Origin of the sequence: Amycolatopsis sp. (assembly GCF_025464955.1) — a bacterium.
Lineage (GTDB): Bacteria > Actinomycetota > Actinomycetes > Mycobacteriales > Pseudonocardiaceae > Amycolatopsis.
The window spans coordinates 92,734-107,849 of record NZ_JAODNM010000124.1; the positions used below are offsets into that span (position 1 = coordinate 92,734).

General features: G+C 66.9%; 19 protein-coding genes and 2 tRNA genes. 16 read left to right on the forward strand and 5 right to left on the reverse strand.

Annotated features, from left to right (window positions below):
• Positions 1 to 658: 658 nt before the first annotated feature.
• On the forward strand, positions 659 to 823 hold the full coding sequence (locus JWQ81_RS30715) for a YegP family protein (RefSeq protein WP_297547128.1): 165 nt from the start codon (positions 659 to 661) through the stop codon (positions 821 to 823).
• A gap of 559 nt (positions 824 to 1,382) precedes the next feature.
• On the opposite strand, the gene JWQ81_RS30720 is transcribed toward JWQ81_RS30715, so the two are convergent.
• Positions 1,383 to 1,811 carry an NUDIX hydrolase gene (locus tag JWQ81_RS30720; RefSeq protein WP_297547130.1) on the reverse strand — a complete coding sequence of 143 codons (429 nt, stop codon included), beginning with the start codon at positions 1,809 to 1,811 and terminating at the stop codon, positions 1,383 to 1,385.
• Positions 1,812 to 1,907: 96 nt separating this feature from the next.
• On the opposite strand from JWQ81_RS30720, the gene JWQ81_RS30725 reads away from it, so the two are divergent.
• The 15 genes from JWQ81_RS30725 to JWQ81_RS30795 all read left to right on the forward strand — a co-directional run bounded on the left by JWQ81_RS30725 (position 1,908) and on the right by JWQ81_RS30795 (position 10,984).
• Positions 1,908 to 2,693 (forward strand): GntR family transcriptional regulator, encoded by a 786-nt coding sequence (locus tag JWQ81_RS30725; protein WP_297547132.1) that lies wholly within the window; start codon positions 1,908 to 1,910, stop codon positions 2,691 to 2,693.
• A 115-nt stretch (positions 2,694 to 2,808) separates the two neighbouring features.
• Positions 2,809 to 3,144 (forward strand): hypothetical protein, encoded by a 336-nt coding sequence (locus JWQ81_RS30730; RefSeq protein ID WP_297547634.1) that lies wholly within the window; start codon positions 2,809 to 2,811, stop codon positions 3,142 to 3,144.
• A 273-nt stretch (positions 3,145 to 3,417) separates the two neighbouring features.
• Positions 3,418 to 3,642 carry a hypothetical protein gene (locus JWQ81_RS30735; protein ID WP_297547134.1) on the forward strand — a complete coding sequence of 75 codons (225 nt, stop codon included), beginning with the start codon at positions 3,418 to 3,420 and terminating at the stop codon, positions 3,640 to 3,642.
• 237 nt (positions 3,643 to 3,879) lie between these two features.
• Entirely contained in the window at positions 3,880 to 4,014 is a 135-nt protein-coding gene (locus tag JWQ81_RS30740) for a hypothetical protein (RefSeq protein ID WP_297547136.1), read from the forward strand.
• Positions 4,011 to 4,403 (forward strand): hypothetical protein, encoded by a 393-nt coding sequence (locus tag JWQ81_RS30745; RefSeq protein ID WP_297547138.1) that lies wholly within the window; start codon positions 4,011 to 4,013, stop codon positions 4,401 to 4,403. Before JWQ81_RS30740 ends, JWQ81_RS30745 begins: the two co-directional genes overlap by 4 nt.
• Complete coding sequence (locus JWQ81_RS30750) at positions 4,400 to 4,672, forward strand: hypothetical protein (protein ID WP_297547140.1); 273 nt, start codon at positions 4,400 to 4,402, stop codon at positions 4,670 to 4,672. Before JWQ81_RS30745 ends, JWQ81_RS30750 begins: the two co-directional genes overlap by 4 nt.
• Positions 4,673 to 4,721: 49 nt before the next feature.
• On the forward strand, positions 4,722 to 4,937 hold the full coding sequence (locus JWQ81_RS30755; protein ID WP_297547142.1) for a hypothetical protein: 216 nt from the start codon (positions 4,722 to 4,724) through the stop codon (positions 4,935 to 4,937).
• A gap of 142 nt (positions 4,938 to 5,079) precedes the next feature.
• Positions 5,080 to 6,495, forward strand: a complete 1,416-nt coding sequence (locus tag JWQ81_RS30760) for a type IV secretory system conjugative DNA transfer family protein (protein ID WP_297547144.1) — start codon at positions 5,080 to 5,082, stop codon at positions 6,493 to 6,495.
• 22 nt (positions 6,496 to 6,517) lie between these two features.
• On the forward strand, positions 6,518 to 6,940 hold the full coding sequence (locus JWQ81_RS30765) for a hypothetical protein (RefSeq protein WP_297547146.1): 423 nt from the start codon (positions 6,518 to 6,520) through the stop codon (positions 6,938 to 6,940).
• Complete coding sequence (locus JWQ81_RS30770) at positions 6,937 to 7,167, forward strand: hypothetical protein (protein ID WP_297547148.1); 231 nt, start codon at positions 6,937 to 6,939, stop codon at positions 7,165 to 7,167. The genes JWQ81_RS30765 and JWQ81_RS30770 overlap by 4 nt, the downstream gene beginning before the upstream one ends.
• Positions 7,168 to 7,184: 17 nt before the next feature.
• Positions 7,185 to 7,490 (forward strand): hypothetical protein, encoded by a 306-nt coding sequence (locus JWQ81_RS30775; protein ID WP_297547150.1) that lies wholly within the window; start codon positions 7,185 to 7,187, stop codon positions 7,488 to 7,490.
• Between the two features lie 14 nt (positions 7,491 to 7,504).
• Positions 7,505 to 8,188 carry a DUF2637 domain-containing protein gene (locus tag JWQ81_RS30780; RefSeq protein WP_297547152.1) on the forward strand — a complete coding sequence of 228 codons (684 nt, stop codon included), beginning with the start codon at positions 7,505 to 7,507 and terminating at the stop codon, positions 8,186 to 8,188.
• A gap of 83 nt (positions 8,189 to 8,271) precedes the next feature.
• Entirely contained in the window at positions 8,272 to 9,630 is a 1,359-nt protein-coding gene (locus tag JWQ81_RS30785) for a replication initiator (RefSeq protein ID WP_297547154.1), read from the forward strand.
• Positions 9,627 to 9,803, forward strand: a complete 177-nt coding sequence (locus tag JWQ81_RS30790) for a helix-turn-helix domain-containing protein (protein WP_297547156.1) — start codon at positions 9,627 to 9,629, stop codon at positions 9,801 to 9,803. Before JWQ81_RS30785 ends, JWQ81_RS30790 begins: the two co-directional genes overlap by 4 nt.
• Positions 9,803 to 10,984: a tyrosine-type recombinase/integrase gene (locus JWQ81_RS30795; RefSeq protein ID WP_297547158.1), complete on the forward strand. Its 1,182-nt coding sequence runs from the start codon at positions 9,803 to 9,805 to the stop codon at positions 10,982 to 10,984. The genes JWQ81_RS30790 and JWQ81_RS30795 overlap by 1 nt, the downstream gene beginning before the upstream one ends.
• Before the next feature lie 111 nt (positions 10,985 to 11,095).
• Here JWQ81_RS30795 and JWQ81_RS30800 read toward each other — a convergent pair.
• From JWQ81_RS30800 to JWQ81_RS30815, 4 genes are all read right to left on the reverse strand, one after another.
• Positions 11,096 to 11,169: transfer RNA gene (locus JWQ81_RS30800), tRNA-Arg, on the reverse strand.
• Between the two features lie 44 nt (positions 11,170 to 11,213).
• Positions 11,214 to 11,303, reverse strand: a tRNA-Ser gene (locus tag JWQ81_RS30805).
• A 68-nt stretch (positions 11,304 to 11,371) separates the two neighbouring features.
• A complete protein-coding gene (locus JWQ81_RS30810; protein ID WP_297547635.1) occupies positions 11,372 to 13,024 on the reverse strand; it encodes a phosphatidylglycerol lysyltransferase domain-containing protein in 1,653 nt (550 codons plus the stop codon).
• A 96-nt stretch (positions 13,025 to 13,120) separates the two neighbouring features.
• Complete coding sequence (locus JWQ81_RS30815; protein ID WP_297547160.1) at positions 13,121 to 15,115, reverse strand: acetoacetate--CoA ligase; 1,995 nt, start codon at positions 15,113 to 15,115, stop codon at positions 13,121 to 13,123.
• Between the last annotated feature and the right edge of the window lies 1 nt (position 15,116).

Below are 15,116 nucleotides of genomic sequence, written 5' to 3' on the forward strand. Positions count from 1 at the left end.
ACTGCTGTCTCAACCGTGCGTGCGCCCGAAGGGATTCGAACCCCTGACCTTCTGATCCGGATTCGGTGCCTGTCGACCTTGACCATAGTTGATCGACATAGCCCGTGAACTGCATGTACGCCGCTCGAACGAATCACTAGCTAATCGTCGTCGCCCGTCATCTGCCACCGATTTCCGGCAATTTACTGGCAACAAGTTGATCAGCCACAGCAGATTTCGCAAACCCAACTTCGAAGGAGTGTGAGTTCAGGGCGATACTGATCGACAACGATCCAAGGCTGCCAATAACCACAATTAGCGATGACTCAAGCACTCAACGTAAGTATCGTTGAGAGTTCAGCGCTTGCCCGTCTAGCCCCAAACGGGTGAATTTTCAACGAGCTTACCCTGTGGATAACTTGCCGTTCGTTAGCTTAGCGTAGCGATTGACGCCAACGCAGACGGACCTAAACACCACTAGGGGGCATCCAGGCGCATCAAAACACACCCATAGCCTGTGGATAAGTTATCCACAGGTAGAACATGTACTTGATCTTTATCGGCTTGACCACTACATCTTGTGTCTCGAACCGCTTGCGCTGAGGCTCGAGGGCAGTCACGCTTGCCTTGTGAGACCGAACACGGTCCGCGTTCACCTCTTCGACAACCGGAGCCAGACATGACCTTCAAGATCACGAGCAGCGGAGCTCAGTGGTACTTCAACATCATTTCCACTAACCACAACGTGCTTGCGACGAGCGAGCGCTACTGGAACCGCGGCGACGCTGTCCACGCTGCCCAGACGATCATCGACCAGGCAGGGGGTGGCTCCATCACCTACTGATCATCTCGTTGGAAATGCCCCCGTGCCCCGAAGTGCTACCAACACCTCGGGACCCGGGGCCATTTTCCAAAGTAGCGGGTTGATCTGCGGGAGTACATAGCCCATGGTGTGCTCGTTCCCACCTCCAAGTGCGGGGCCTCTTCGCCATTCCGTCTGACCTGGCGTAGCCCGATCACGCCGTGTCAAGGGGGCTCCTCCGTGCCGGCCGAATCTGCCTCGGGAAGTCGCCCCCTTGACGCGGCGTGATAGCCCTGGTGGAGGTCTGACGGAATGGCGACAGGCCACACACGTACCGCAGCATGCCTCGCTACTCCCCCATCCCGGAGACCTGCCGTCCGGCGAGGACATCTCTTGTTCAGTGCGGCCTGGCGGTCCGTCCGGACGGGTGGTCGCTGGCTGGTTCTTCCGCGGGCGACTGCCGGGGACCGGGCGCCAGCCCGCATGCCCCGGCAGGGCTTGCCCGCGGATCAAACACCTGGCCAGCGGCCCCGGAGGGGCCGCCTTGAACAAGTAATGAAACTCTGAACACGGAGGCTGCAGCAGCGCCTCACGCTCGGAGTCAGGCGAACAGCAGATTGATGCCGTCGTGCGCCCGGACGGCTGGCTTAGCCTCGAAGGCGTCCAGCACACGGACAGCGAATGCTGGCGCCATCAGATCGCTCACTTCTTCCTTGGTGAGCCACCGGACCGCGTGGGCCTCGTCGGTCGGATGAGTGGTCCCGTCCTCCGGCGCGCAGCGGAACACCAGGGCAACGATCCCCCGGGACATGTTCTTGTAGACGCCGGTCAAGGCTTCGACCTTGACGGACAGGCCGGTCTCTTCGGCAACTTCCCGGCGGACGCCGTCTTCGAACGACTCATCCAGCTCAAGCACGCCGCCGGGCGCCTCCCAATGTCCGTTGTCCTGGCGCTGGATAGCCAGAACACGATCGCGGGCGTCGATGACCACGCCCGCGACACTCACCGAGTGTTTAGGGGTGTCACCCATGAAGACCTCCGCACATTAAGCGGCCTGCACCTGCGCAAGCCGTGGTTACTCGTATGCAAGACTACTGCACCTCTAGACGTGTCACGAGGAGTCCCGATGCTCAACCTCGACCAGATCGACCGTGATAGCGATCAGTCGCCGTACCGCCAGATCGCATCAACCCTGCGGGATCGCATCCTCGCAGGCAACGAGGGCTACCAGCAGGGTGACAAAATCCCCTCCGAAGCCGCGCTCATCGAACACTTCGGCGTGGCACGCATGACTGTTCGACAGGCCATCAACGAACTCCGCGGCGAGGGACTGATCGTCTCGGAGCACGGCCGTGGCGTCTTCGTCCGCCTCGCTCCCCCTGTTCGACGTCTCGCCTCCGACCGGTTCGCTCGCCGTCACCGGGATGCCGGTAAAGCCGCGTTCCTCGCTGAAGCTGATGCGTCCGGCTACAAGCCAGAGGTCGACAGGATCGATGTCCGGCGAGGACCGGCACCGAAAGCCGTTGCGGAACGACTCGGCCTGGCGAACGAAGCTGAAGTCGTGATCCGCGCCCGCCGGTACCTCGCCAACGGCCGCCCTGTGGAGACAGCCGTGTCCTACATCCCCGGAGAGCTCGCAGCAGGCACCGCAATCGAGCAGGCAGACACCGGCCCCGGCGGCCTGTACGCACGGCTCGAGGAAACCGGACACATCCTCGACCGGTTCACCGAGGAGGTCGGCGCACGCATGCCAGTTGCAGAGGAGCGTCAGAGCCTCGGCATCAGCCCCGGCACGCCGGTCTTGACCGTGCTGCGGACCGCGTACGACACGAAGGGCATGGCGGTAGAAGTCTGCGACACCGTCAAGGTCGCCCCCGCCTACCTGCTGCAATACGACTTCCCCGCACGCTGACGTTCGCGTATGCGAACAATGAGGTCGGCTTCCTTGCACTCCTCTAGACGTCTATGTAACTTAGAACTCGTCTAGAGGAGTTCTCCTCCGGATGACGACAACGAAAGGCACCACGATGAGGAACATCCCGGTGAACCTGTCCGGCTACAAGCTCACCATCGCCGAAGAGCCCGAGATGAAGATGCGCAAGGACCAGAACGGCCGCGAAGAGGTCGTCACCGACCGGGAGGGCATCGCCAAGTTCGTCGTCTCGGTCTTCGCCAAGATCAAGGGCGAGAAGGGCGAGGAGATCAAGGTGACCCTCGACTCCGACCCCAGCGGCGCCTTCGAGGACGGTGACCGGGTCGAGCTGATCAACCCGCGCGTCTCGCCGTACTCCTTCAAGAACGACCGGGGCGAGACCGTCTCCGGTGTCGCCTTCGCCGCCGCGGGCCTCAAGCCCACCGAATAGCGACCCGCCGGAGGCCATCGCCCCGGCTACGCAAATAGCTCCATTCACATCGTTTTCCCCGTTCATTGAGAATTACATAGTGAGCCCACTTATGCCCAAAATCGCCGTAATACGGCTACGCGCATTGATTCCCGGACACCATTTCGCCGGGAATCTTTGGGTCTAACCGTCCCACGCGAAAGGCATTCCCATGATGGAAAACGACGACGTCTTTATCGGCCAACTGAGCGAATGGCCGTGGCTCCACCTCGCCGAAGACGACCAGGAGATCGGGTGATCAGCCGCAAGGGCCTCGACGACCTCACCGCGGACTACAAGGAAGCGCTGGGCCTGGTCAACAAGGCCGCACACACCCTCGAAGACAACTACATGATGGTCGGTGGCGCCGGGGAATCGTTCGTCCGCAAGTCCTCGGCCCTGATCGAGCACCTCAACGACGTGTACGGCGAAATCCAGCAAGTCATACACCAACTCAGCGAGGTGAAAACCGATGACTGAGCCCGCGCCACTAAATCGCGATTGGCTCGACGACTTCGACATCCGCACAGAAAGCGAGACGAAATGACTGACACCGCATTCCCCGCCCGCGACGGGCTGTCCTCGTTCAACCCCACCGGCCCCAAGCGGGGCGCGTGATGGCCATCCACGACTGCACCGCCCACTACTTCCTCTCCCCGACCCGCATTGCGACCTGCACCGTGTGCGGCTCGCAGTGGCAGATGTGAGGAGCCCCGCATGCCTGGCGCACTGTTCTACCCCCTGTGGCTCCTCCTGGTCGGCTGCCTGACCCTCGCCCTCCCGGTCGCCGGGGTCCTCGCCCTGATCGGCGGAGTGATCGTCGTCCTGCGGACCCGGGTGGCCACCCGATGAGCACCGAGACCGACCTCTTCGGCAACCCGCTCGACGCACCCCAGGGCACCCGCCCGCAACGACCGCCCGTCAACGATCTCCCGCTGGTCGAAAGGGTCCTCCAGATTGCCGAACTCACCGGGTACGTACTGGTCGGCCCGTCCGAACGGGTCTTCACCCTCGGTGGCCGACACGAGATCGAGGCCGCCCCCTCCCATGAAGGCGACGCTGTCCACCAGCTCATTGACGCTGGCTGGCTGACGAAAGGAGGAAGCCACACCTACCACTGCTACGGCCACACCGGCACCGGCAACGCCGTACTCGTCCCGCGCGCCACCAAGCACAAGGCCCGGCACTGGCGCTCGCTCGCACCGATCTCCTGCACCCGCACACGGAAGGACCCGCGATGACTTCGCAGACCATCAACAACCACGCCAAGGCCCGCTACCTCGAATTCGAGCACGCGCTCGACGGCGTCCGTGCCGCGTTCGACGAGCTGGCGAAGCTGTCCAAGAACCTCAACGACAAGAGGGGCGCCGACCGGTTCGAGGGCTGGCAGGTCCCCAGCAAGACCGAACTCGAATCGGCGCTCCGGGCGGCCTCGGTGGGGCTCGACGAGCTGAAGGCCGACGCCACCAAACGCAAGGCCGAACTCGTCGCCCGCGGCTGGCGCGTCTAGCCAGCACCCCCGCCCACACCACCAACCGGCACCAGAGGAAGGCACCCAGATGAGCAGTCACCAGGTCGATCTCAAGCTCGGCGAGCTGGACGCGGCCATGAAGAAGCTCCGCATCGCGATGAAGGCACCGATCGTGCGCACCGCCGGGTTCAGGAAGACCCACGACCGCGCGGCCCGCTCGATCGCCGCGGCGACCACCACCTTCGAGTCCGCCCGCCCGCTGTTCAACACCGAGCCCGGCCAGCCCCGCGCACGCCGCCGCTGACCGAACCGAACACCCCGATCACCGCATTCCGCAGATGACGACACCGCGCGACGTAGCTGGGCCGTGACCCCCGAGACCGGTGAACCGATCGGCGAGGGGCCACGGCCCTTCCGCGTTCGCACCGACTCAGGGAGAACACCCCATGGCTACCGCCAAGAAGCACAAGACCCGCATCGAAGCCAAGTGCGCCCTGTGGCTCGCCCGCCACCCCGCCGCACTCGCCGCCCCCGCCGCGATCAGCACCAGCGTCCTCGAGCTGGGCGCGGTCACCACCGGAGGAATCGCCGCCGGGGTCGTCGCGACCGGCCTGGGCTGGTACCGGGCACACCCGGCCTCCTTCACCACCCACGCCGCCCCGCGCATTCGCTCGGCCCGCCGCCGCTGGACTCGCTACCACGGCCGCCCGTGGCGCACCACGCTCGACGCCTGCAACCTGGTCACCGAGGACCGCCGGACCGGGGAACTCCACGTCCCCCGGATCGTGAAGCTCTCCTCCCCCACCCCGTCGATCGACGTCGTGCGGGTGCGGCTGTGCAAGGGGCAGTCGCTGCGGACCTTCCAGGACGTCCAGGAGGAGCTGGCGTCCGCGTTGGGGGCCGACGTCCTCGGGATCGTGAAGACCAGCCCGCGGCTGCTCACGCTGACCCTGGTGCACGGCAACCCGTTCGACGACATCGTCCCGCCGGCCGAAATCCCCGACGAGGCCGATGACGTGGACCTCACCGCGTTGGAGCTGGGGGACACCGAGTACGGGCAGTCCTGGACCGAACCGCTGATCGGCCAGCATTGGCTGATCGCCGGGGCCACCGGCTCGGGTAAGGGGTCGCTGCTGTGGAACCCGCTGCGCGCGATGGGGCCGATGATTCGCGACCAGCTGGTCAAGGTCTGGATGATCGATCCCAAGGGCGGGATGGAAACCGAGCTCGGCCGACCGCTGTTCCACCGCTACGCCACCTCGGCCGATGAGCCGGTGGAGGACGAGGACGGCGACGACCAGGACCCCATGCTGGCGCTGCTGGTCGAGTTCCGCGACGAGATGAAGGCCCGGCAGGAAGTCCTCCGGGACCGCAAGCAGCGCAAGTTCACCGTGGCACCGGACACCCCGTTCCACGTCCTGATGATCGACGAACTGGCCATGCTCACCGCGCTGGGTGGCAGCCGCGCCACGGTCACCGCCGTGAACAAGATCCTCGCCGAGATCCTCACCCAGGGCCGGGCCGCCGGATTCGCCGTCATCGCCTACGTCCAGGAACCCACCAAGGACATCGTCCCGGTCCGTGACCTGTTCACCCGCCGCATCGCGCTACGGCTCGGGTCCAGTGGTTACGTCGACATCGTCCTTGGCGACGACGCCCGGCTCCGCGGTGCCCTCGCCGACGAGATCCCCGAGACCGACCACGAAGGCATCGGCTACCGCACCTCGGAGAAGTCCCGCAACCCCATCCGGGTCCGGGCCGGTCACACCACCGACGACGACATCACCGAACTCGTCCGGCAGTGCACACCGCACCAGGTTCCCGACGACGGCTCGAACGTTTACGCCATCCACGCCGCCTGATCCGTCCGGAAAGGACACCACGATGACGACCGCCGTTGCTCCGCTGGGCAGTATCGCCAAGCTCGCCACCCTCGCCGCTCGGCTGGTTCGGGATACCCCCGCACCCGAACCAGCCAGCGTGACCCTGTACCCGGAGTCCTTCAGCATCAGCGTCCAGCCAGCCCACACCTACGACCCCGTGGCCACGATCGGCGCCTTGCTGATCTGGACACATCGGCTCACCCGGCTGCATGCGGACTGGTGGCACACCGCGACCGGGGACCTGCACATCACGGTCGTCGGCAGGGGGCCGTGCGGGACTCGCGTCCACGTGTACAGCTCGTTCGCCTACCGCCTCGCCCGCCCGCATGTCCTGCTCCACAAAGGAGACACCGAGTCGGTGACCCCGGACGAGCTGTACCGCCTCGCCGTCGAACTGCGCACCGAGAAAGGCCACACCTCATGATCACGCTCAAATTCCTCGCGACCTGGCTCAAGATCATCGGCTTCACCGCCCTCGCGCTCCTCGCCGAAGGGGTGTTCGTGCACAGCGTCGGCTGGTTCGTCGCACTGGCAGCGGTGACCGCCCTCGTCTTCGCCGGTCTCACCGTCGCGCTGTGGCGGGAATGGCGCTCGGTGCGCAACGGCTCCGGTGCCTACACCTACCAACTCATCCACTACCTGCGCGACTGACCAGGAAGGACAGTCCCATGACCATCGCCGACCAGGTCCCCGCCGCTGAATCCGAGGTGTGGCACTCAGCGGTGTCCACGCTCGAAGACGGCCTCGCGATCTACCCGCTCCGCTCGCTCGACGGGGTCCGGTTCTGCGGGGCGACGGTGTCCAACACCGCCGTGTCCGGCACCGCGACCGACGTCCTTCTCCGGGTCACGGAGAGTCCTCGCGGGACCGGCACGGCCTGGGAGATCTCGATGCCACCGGAGTTCGCCCGCTACCTCGCCGCCCTACTCGACGCCCACGCCCGCTACATCCAATCCGCCCCCACCCGCGACTAGGAAGGAGCGACACCGTGTCCACACAGGACCCCGCACCCAGCACCGCCGACCGGCTCGTCACCGCCGTCCGCGTCCTCGTCACCATGGTCCTCGGGGGCATCGGTGCCGCCGCCGGATTCACCCACACCCACGACTGGGCCGCCCACCACGGCCAAACCGGGTGGCTCGCCTGGGCCGACGCCATCGTCATCGAAGGCATCGCCATCGTCGCCGGATTCGAGGTCCAGCACGATCACCGCACCGGGGCCACCGGCAAAGTCACCTTCCCGCTGCTCGTCCTCGTCGCCGGGTTCGGCGTCCAGATGGCCGCACAGGTCGCGCTGGCCGAACCCACGCCCGCCGGGTGGCTGGTCGCCGCGATGCCCGCACTCGGGTTCCTCGTCGTCGTGAAACTCCTCATGCGACGCACCCCGGAGGCCGAATCAGCGGCCCCGCGCTCGCCCGCCGCCCCGGTCCCGCCGCCGGCCGAATCAGCCCCGGCGCTCAACGGGCGGCGACCGGCACCCTCCTCGGTCCTGTCGAAGCTCCCGGCGGGGATCCGCAAGACCATCACCGCGGCCACCGAGGACGCCCACACCGCCGGACGCCAGGTCACCCCCGACGACCTCACCGCCCGGGTCACCCTGCCCGACGCCATGGTCACCGCCCTGGTCACCGAACTGAACACCGCGGTCAACCACCACCCCGCGACCGCCTGACAGACACCCCCAGCACAACCGCACCGAAGGCGGGCCAACGAACACCGTGGCCCGCCTTCGCCGTGCCTGCACCAAGGAGAGCCATGACCACCGAGAACACCGGGGCCGCACTGGCTACCCGCATCACCGAGCACCTCACCCGCCCCAACATCCGCGCGGTCCGGGCACGCGCCGAGAACACCGGGGGCTGCCTGCAGCCGGTCCACCTCTCCGGGTACCGCACCCTCACCGACGCCGCCACCGGCCGGACCCTCAACCACCACGCCGGGGTCGTCTACACCGCCTGCGGCAACCGCCGCGAGTCCGTGTGCCCCGCCTGCTCCGACCGCTACGCCGCCGACGCCTTCCACCTCATCCGTTGTGGCATGTCCGGAGGCAAGACCATCCCCGACGACGTCGCCGACAAGCCCCGCCTGTTCGTCACCCTCACCGCCCCCGGCTTCGGCGCGGTCCACGGCCGCCGCACCACCCGCACCGGCAAACGCATCCCCTGTGCCTGCGGTGAGTACCACCACGATGCCGACCCCCGCGTCGGTACCGCGATCGACCAGGACGCCTACGACTACCGCGGAGCGGTGCTGTGGCAGGGCCACTCCGGGGAGCTGTGGCACCGGTTCACCATCCGGCTCCGCCGCGAACTCGCCACCGCCGCCGGGCTCCGGGTCGCAGACTTCCCCCAGCACGCCCGGCTGTCCTACGCCAAGGTCGCCGAATACCAGAAACGCGGCCTCATCCACTTCCACGCCGTCATCCGCCTGGACGGCCCTGAGGGTGCCGCCGATCCGGCCCCGGACTGGGCCACCCCCGACCTCATCGATCACGCCGTGCGGGCCGCCGTGGCGACCACCACGGTCACCCGCACGCTCACCATCGACGGGGCCGCCGCCGACCACGTGTTCACCTGGGGGAACCAGGTCGACATCCGCGCCATCCGGCCCGCACACGCCGCCGCGATCGAGGACGATGCCGGGCGAATCAGCGACCGCGCGCTGGCTGGGTACATCGCCAAGTACGCCACCAAGGGCACCTCGACCAGCGAGGTCGCCGACCGGCCCATCCGGTCCGAACGCGCGATCGACGACCTCGCCATCCACCCGCACCACCGGCGGATGGTCGCCGCTGCCTGGGACCTCGGAGGCAATGAGGGCCTGGGCTACCTGCGCAAATGGGCGCACATGCTCGGGTTCCGCGGCCACTTCCTCACCAAGTCGCTGCGCTACTCCATCACCTTCAGCACCATCCGCGGCGAACGCCGCACCCATCAGCACCTCGCCGCCCTCGACGCCGCCGGGATCGACCCCGGTGCGGTGCTGGTCGTCAATCACTGGAAGCACACCGGCAACGGCTACCGCACCGAGTCCGAACGCGACATAGCCGCCGCGATCTACGAAGGAAAACGCAATCACCGTAAGGAAAAAATCGCAAAGGAGCACACCTCATGAGCCCCAAATTGCTTACCGTCACCGACCTGTCCGACCACCTCGGAGTACCCGTCAACACGCTGTACCGCTGGCGCACCAATGGCTACGGCCCCGCCGGACGCCGCATCGGCAAGCACGTCCGGTACCGCCCCGAAGACGTCGACGCCTGGGTAGAACAGCAAGGGGGTGCCTGATGGGCAGGCTTCGACTCCCGCTCGGCACGGCCGGTGAAATCACGACGAAGCAGATCGGGGCATCGTGGTCGGCGAGGTGTCTGTTCCGGCACACGAACGGGACCTACGTCGACATCCGGAGACGGGCGAAGACGAAGGAGGCAGCCAAGGAGAAGATCCGCAACGCGATCAAGGGCCTGGTCATGCGCAGTCCGGGTGCTGGGCTGACTCCGTACAGCCTGTTCAAGGAGGTCGCTGCTGCCTGGCTCGCCGAATACCGAGCCGATGCCGAAAACGGGATCTTCTCCTTCACTTCGGTGGACAGTCACACCGACAACCTGCGCAACCACGTCCTACCCGTCCTGGGTGAGCTGACGATCATCGAGACGGGACCGCCGGTGATCAACGCTCTGTGCCAGACGAAGCTGAAGGCGCACAGTCTGAGCCTCGCCAAGCAGATCAAGGCGGTGATCGGCAACGTGATGACCTTCGCCGTCCAAGCCGGACTGATCCTGACCAATCCGGTTAGGGAGATCGCCCCGCTCAGCGAACGCCGTGCCAAGGTGAAAAAGGCCGCTCCTCGCTCGTTGAGCAGGGTCGACCTACTCGACTTCCTGGCCAAGCTGGACGCCGACGAGGCAGCCAATGTCGCGGACCTGCCGGACCTGGTTCGGGGCTTCATCGCAACCGGCGAGCGTCGGGGCGAGATGATCGGGGCCGACTGGCCAGACTTCGACGAAAAGGCCGCTGTGCTGAACGTGTCGGGCGGCATCATCCAAGCCCGGGGCAAGGGCACAGTGCGGAACAAGGGGAAGACCGACAACGCGGTGCGCCCGATCGCGCTGCCGGACTGGTACGTGACCATGCTGGTCGAACGGCGCGAGCGGCTGGGGCTCGCTGACCCAACCGGGCCGATCTACCCGAACAGCCGGGGTGGGTACCTCAACTTCCAGAACCTCACCAACCGGCACTGGCTGCCGTTCCGGCGACGGGCTGGCTACGAGTGGGTGACCTTCAAGACGCTCCGCAAGACGGTCGCCACCCTGCTCGACGACGCCGGGCTGACAGCACGCCAGATCGCCGACGTGCTGGGTCACGCACACCCGTCCATGACTTTGGATGTCTACATGGGGCGTGGTCAGCAATCTCGAGCCAGCGCCGATGCGCTCGACACACTGCGCCTCGGCAAAAACGGCAATTAACTGGCAACAGGCCCACACCCGGCCCGGCTGGCCAACCTACCCCGGACATAAGAAGAGAGCCCCCCTGCAGGCAGGGGGGCTCTTTCCGTACTGATCTGTCTCAACCGTGCGTGCGCCCGAAGGGATTCGAACCCCTGACCTTCTGATCCGTAGTCAGATGCTCTATCCAACTGAGCTACGAGCGCGTGTTCAGTTGTTCTAACCTAGCACTCGCCTGAACGAGCACCAGCGGAGGCTCCGGGATTTGAACCCGGGAGGGGGGGTTACCCCCAACCGCATTAGCAGTGCGGCGCCATAGACCAGACTAGGCGAAGCCTCCCCGGAGTAACGACCACTGCCGAGCAAGCGTACACAAAGCGCGTCAGGCCCCGCAAAGCACCCCCACCCTCATCGCCGCAGCATCCTGAGCAGCCACGGAGAGCGTCCGCCGAGGCCTTCGGCTTCGAACGTGGCGAAGCCGACGCGCGGGAGTTCGCGGATGCCCGGGTAGACCAGGTACCGGGGGACCCAGCGGGGCTGGAACTTGGCGTTGAAGCGGTACAGGCTCTCGATCTGGATCCAGCGGGACGCGAGGCGCAGGATTTTCGCCGCCGTCCTGGCGACCGGGCCGGCGCCGATGCGGTGGCCTTGTTCCATCAGCGCACGGAAAGCGGCGAAGTTGAGCGAGACGTGCTGGATCTCCTGGTCGCGGCAGGCGATCAGCAGCTCGGAGATCATCAGCTCGTTGATGCCGTTGTCGGCCGCGCGGTCCCGGCGCATGACGTCCATGGACAGCCCGTCCGGGCCCCACGGGACGAACTGCAGCACCCCGCGCACCCGCCCGTCCTGCTCGGCGGTGACCAGCACGGACCCCGGGTCGCCCATGCGGCCCAGCGCCATCGAGAACCCGCGCTCGGTGTCGGTGCCGCGCCAGTTCGCGGCCAGCTGCACCAGTTCGGCGAGCTCGGCGCGGGTGAGCTCCTCGGCCTTGCGCACGAGGACCTTGTAGCCGGCCCGCTTGGTCCGGGAGACGGCCTGCCGGACGCCGCGCATGATCCGCCCGTCGAGGGTGAACCCGTCGACGTCGACGATCGCCTCGTCGCCGATCTCCAGCACTTCGAGGCCGAACCGGGCCCACACCGTCGCGCCCAGCTCGGAGCAGCCCATCACCGCGGGGATCCAGCCGTGCCGCCGGCAGACCTCGAGGTACTCCTCGATCGCACCCGGCCACGCCTCGTCGTCGCCCAGCGGGTCCGCCGAGCACAGCGCGACCCCGGCGATCACCCGGTAGGTCAGCGCGGCTTTGCCGGACTTCGAGAACACCGCGAACTTGTCCTTGCGCAGCGCGAAATAACCGAGCGAGTCCCGCTGGCCGTGCTCGTCGATCAGGACGCGCAGCCTGTCCAGCTCCACTTTGGACAACTCCGGGTGCGGCTCGGCGGAGCGCAGCAGGAAGTACGCCGCGAGCAGGGTCGCCCCGATGCTGAACAGGAGCCCGATGGTCGCGGTCAGGTCCTCCAGCCACATGCCGTGGAACTCGGCAGGCCCGCTGACCCCGACCAGCGCCAGCGAAGACTCCGACACCCGGTCGGGCACCGACATCGGGGTCAGCACCTTGGCCGACGACACCGACAGCAGGATGAAGTTGATCCCGAACCCGGCTACCAAAAGCTGGACGAACACGCCTATGGCCCGCCAGCGGCCGGTGACCGGGTCGGGCAGCGCGACGAACCGGTGCCGGGTCGCGATCAGCGCCACCAGCAGCACCACCGACACCACCCCGGCGCTGCGGCCGTGCTGCACCCCGAGGTGCGACACCGCGAGCAGCACGGTCGCCCCGACCGCCAGCTGCCACGCGCGCTTCTTCCGCCTCCGCAGCCCGGAGGCGAGCAGCACCAGCAGCACGCCGGTGACCAGCACCACCGCCGTCGCGGCGACGGTCGCCTCCTGCGGCAGCCCGAGCCACGCCGACATCTGGCCGCGCAGGTTCCGGCGCCCGGCCGGAATCAGCGCCGAAACGATCGCCATCAAGCCGGCCAGCCTGGTCACCCAGGTGACCATCGTCACCGACGTCGCGCCGGCGACCTCCCACTTGGTGTGTACGCCAGCACTTGTCACGTCAAAACCAACAAGATCGCTCGCCCCATGCTTCCCCCCTCAACCAGTTCCCCGCAGCTGTCCGGCCAGCTCCACGAACGGCGCCAGTGCGTCGGGGTTGGCCAAGGCCTCCCTGCTCACCGCGCGTTCCGGAGCCACCCCGGACAGGATCTTCTTCACCGGCACCTCGCACTTCTTACCGTTCAAAGTGCGAGGAACCTCACTCACCACGACGAATCGATCGGGTACATGACGCGGCGAAAGGGCCGAACGCAGCTCCTTGCGCAACGCCGGTTCGATATCCGCGAGCTCTGCCCCCAGAGCGAGTACCAGGAAGCACAATAACCGCCCATCGGCGTTGCCCGCCGCCGAAGTGTCGATGACCAGCGAATCCGCAACCAGGTCGAAACCTTCGACGACCCGGTAGAACTCGGCCGTGCCCATCCGCACGCCGCCGCGGTTGAGCGTCGAGTCACTGCGGCCGTAGATGACGCTCGAACCCCGCGACGTGAACCGGATCCAGTCCCCGTGCCGCCAGACGCCCGGGTACATCTCGAAGTACGCCTCACGCAGCCGCGAACCGTCCGGGTCGTTCCAGAAGAAGACCGGCATGGACGGCATCGGCGCGGTGACGACCAGCTCCCCGACCTGCTCGACCACGGCGTTGCCGGCCTCGTCGAACGCCGCGACAGCGGCGCCGAGCGTGCGGCACGACAGCTCCCCGAGCCACACCGGCAGGTCCGGCGCCGCCCCGACGAGTGCCGCGCACAGGTCCGTCCCACCGGACACCGAGCAGATCTGCACCCCCCTGCCGACCTCGTCGACGATCCACCGGAAGCCCTCGGCGCTCAGCGGAGCGCCGGTGGACCCGAGCGTGCGCAACCCCGTCAGGTCGTGGTCGGCCGACGGCCGGATCTTCGCCTTGAGGCAGCTCTGGATGTACGGCGCGGACGTGCCGAAGTAGGTGACGCGGTGCTGCTCGGCCAGCCGCCACAGCACGCTCAGGTCGGGATAGCCGGGGTTTCCGTCGTAGAGGACGATCGTCGACCCGACGAGCAGCCCGGAGATCAGCAGGTTCCACATCATCCAGCCGGTGGTGGTGAACCAGAAGAACCGGTCGCCCGCCCCGAGGTCGTTCTGCAGCGCGAGGGCTTTGAGATGCTCGACGACGATGCCGCCGTGGCCGTGCACGATGCCCTTCGGCAGCCCTGTCGTGCCGGAGGAATACAGGATCCACAACGGGTGCGCGAACTCCACCGGTTCGAAGGCCGGCTCCGCGCCCGCGTTTTCCGCGAGAAGCGTGTCCCAGTCGAGGGTTCCGGCCAGGGTGCTGCCGCCCGCGTAGTCGATGAGCACGGTCGCTTCGAGTGACGGGATCTGCTCGATCAGTTGCGCCACGGTCGATCGGGTGTCGAATGAACGTCCATTGTAGACGCTGCCGTTGACGGCGATGAGCACCTTCGGCTCGATCTGTCCGAACCGGTCCGACACCGCGCGCACGCCGAAGTCCGGGGAGCACGAGGACCACACCGCGCCCAGGCTCGCCGCGGCCAGGAACGCCACCAGCGTCTGCGGGCAGTTCGGCGCCAGCGCGACGACCCTGTCCCCCTTCGACACCCCGAGCGCGCGAAGACCTGCCCGCGCGGCTGCCACCTGCGACCGCAACGCGCCGTACGTCAGCTGCCCGGATCGGCCGTCCTCGCGGTGGAAGATCACCGCCAGCTCGTCATCGGCCTTCGCCGCGCCCGCGACCCCGCCGGTGAGCGCGTGCTCGGCGTAGTTCAGCGTGCCGCCGTCGAACCAGGTCGCCGACGGCATGACGCCGGAGAGCACCTCGCGCGGCCGTTCGTACCAGCGGACACCGAGGAATTCGGCCACCGCGTCCCAGAACTCGGCGGCGCGGCCGACGGAGAACGCCCATAACTCGCCGTAGTCACCGACTTCGACATCACGCTCAGTGCGCAACCACTGGCGGAACGCCTCGATCTTCGTATCGGCCACCCGGCTCGGCTCAGGCCGCCAGAGCACTTCCGGAGCATCGGCAGGGTGCGTCACA